General features: G+C 72.9%; 2 protein-coding genes. Both read right to left on the reverse strand.

All coding sequences use genetic code 11. From position 1 onward, the window contains the following. Positions 1-323, reverse strand: a 323-nt coding sequence (locus tag FUT87_RS16830; RefSeq protein ID WP_222617182.1) for a hypothetical protein, incomplete at its 3' end; no start/stop codon positions are given. Positions 324-389: 66 nt separating this feature from the next. Continuing rightward, a partial coding sequence (locus tag FUT87_RS16835) for a response regulator (RefSeq protein ID WP_147241758.1) occupies positions 390-2543 on the reverse strand: 2154 nt, incomplete at its 5' end.

A 2543-nucleotide genomic window follows, 5' to 3' on the forward strand; every position in this document is an offset into this window, starting at 1 on the left:
GGCCTGGGCTTGGCCACGACCACCAGGCTGGGCTGCGCGGTATGCGCCGCGCCTAGGTGCGCGGTGATCCGTACCAGGCCCGGGCCGTAGAACAGCACGGCCTTGGTCAGGCTGTCGACGCGGAACTGCACACCCTCCGCGACACGCCGCCAGTGGAAGCCGTCCGCCGGCCCGTCCATTGGCAGCGCGCGCAACTGCCCCGCGGCATCGAGCGCGGAGGGCAGCAGCGCCGCGTTCGTCGCGGCACTGGCGGCACTCGCTGCGGTAGCCAGCGGGCCGGCCGAGGCCAGCGCCATCAGCCCGAACACATCGCGGCGTCTCATGTCAGTGCGTCCTCCTTGGCGTGGGCGGGCGTGAACGCGCGCGTCCTCACGGCGCCGGCTCCAGGATCACGGCGCGCCGCCGGCCGCGGCCGCGGCGGCCGTCTCGCGGTTGACGGTGGCGCGCTGCACATGGCGGTTGAGCAGCTCGCGGTCGCGCGGCGTGAGCTGCGACGCCGCCACCACGATCACCGGGATCGCCGCGGTCAGCGGATCGCGCTGCAGCGCCTCGACGACGCCGATGCCGTCGACCTCCGCCATCAGCAGGTCCAGCACGATCAGGTCGGGCACGTGGCGCCGGGCCAGTTCGATGCCTTCCTTGCCGCCGGTGGCGCGCAGCACCGAGAAGCCGGGCTGCGACAGGTGGGCGCTCAGCGACTGCAGGTCGCCGGGCGCGTCGCTGATCGCCAGCACCAGGAACTTGCGCGTCGCGGTCGGCTTGAAGCCGAGCATCTCCAGCTCCTTGCTCAGCGCCTTGCGCGACACCGGCTTGTGCAGCACCGCGGAGGCGCCCAGCGACAGCGCCACTTCCTGCCCCGCGTCCACCGACACGACGACCACCGGGATGTGTGCCCACCCCGGCAGGTTCTTCAGCCGCGACAGCAGCTCCCAGCCGTCCAGCCCCGGCAGGTTCACCTCCAGCGTGATCAGCTCGGGCCGCAGGTGCGGGGCGAGCTCCAGCGCCGCCTCGGCCGAGGCGACATGCCGCACCCGGAAGCCCGCCGCCTTGAGCTGCGTCTGCATCAGCGCCGCGGCCTGCTCGTTGTGCTCGATCACGAGCGCCAGCGGACGCTCGCCGGTCTCGTCGGGCAGGATGACGTCGGGGATCACCGGCTCGCGCCATGGCAGCCAGCAGGTGAAGCAGCTGCCCTTGTCGGGCTGGCTGCTCACCGCCACCGCGCCGTCGTGCAGCTGCACCAGGCGCGCCACCGTCGCCAGGCCCAGGCCGGTGCCCTCCACCTTGTGGGTCAGCACGTTGCGGATCTGGTTGAAGGGCTGGAACAGCTTGTCCAGGCCGTCCGGCGGGATGCCGATGCCGTTGTCGGTGACGCTGATCTGGACGAACTCGGCGTGCTCGCTGTCGGGCAGCTCCGAGCGCCGCCCGTTGGGGAAGCCCGGCAGCGCCTCGCGCGCCCGCGCCCGGGGCACCCGCCGCGCCTCGAGCCGGATGCTGCCGCCCTTGGGCGTGAACTTGGCCGCGTTGGACAGCAGGTTGTAGATGATCTGCCGCAGCCGGCGGCGGTCCACGCACAGCCGCTGGTGGCCGCCGACGCCGAAGAAGCTCATCTCGATGCGGTTGAGCCGGGCCCGTTCCTGCACGATCGCGAGCGCGTCGCGCAGCAGCTCGTCGAGCTCGACCGGCTCGATGTCCAGGTCGACGCGGCCGGCCTCGATCTTGGCCATGTCCAGCAGGTCGTTGACCAGCGAGAGCAGGTGCTGCCCGGCGTTGTGGATGTGGCCGCAGAACTCGGCCTGGCGATCGCTGACCGGGCCGGCCGCGCCGTCGCGCATCAGCTGGGCGAAACCGATCACCGCGTTCAGCGGCGTGCGCAGCTCGTGCGACATCGTCGACAGGAAGGCGGTCTTGGCGCTGCTGGCGCGGCTGAGCTCGGCATTGAGCTGCTCCAGCGCGTCGTTGCGCTGCTGCAGCGCGGCCAGCAGCTCGGCGCGGCTGTCCGCCAGCTCGCGCGCGGCGCGCGCCTCGGCCGCTTCCATCGCGCTGTTGTGCAGCTCGGCGTGGACGCGCCGGGCCTTGAGCAGCTCGACCTCGCCGTTGGCCTTGACGACGTAATCGTCGGCGCCGGCCTCCAGGCCGGCCAGCATCGACGCGCGGCCCTCGAAGGCGGTGAGCAGCAGCACCGGGATGTCGCGCAGCGAGGGCGCCGACTTGATGCGCCGGCAGGTCTCCAGCCCGCCGATGCCCGGCATCTGCACGTCCAGCAGCACCGCGTCCACCGCCTGCACCGCGAGCAGCTCCAGCGCCTGCTCGCCGCTGGCCGCGGCGATGACGTCGTAGCCGTCGTCGCGCAGCAGCGCGCCGAGCTCGGCCAGCACGTTGGCGCTGTCGTCGACCAGCAGCAGCCGCTTGGGCCCGAGCAGGCTGGCGCCCTGCTCGGGCAGGCTGGCCTTGGCGCTGCGCAGCATCGCGGCCACGCGCGCCAGGATCAGGTCGACGTCGTCCTGCTTGCGGGCGAAGGCGTCGGCGCCGGCCTCCAGCGCGCG

This window comes from Mitsuaria sp. TWR114 (assembly GCF_007997345.1).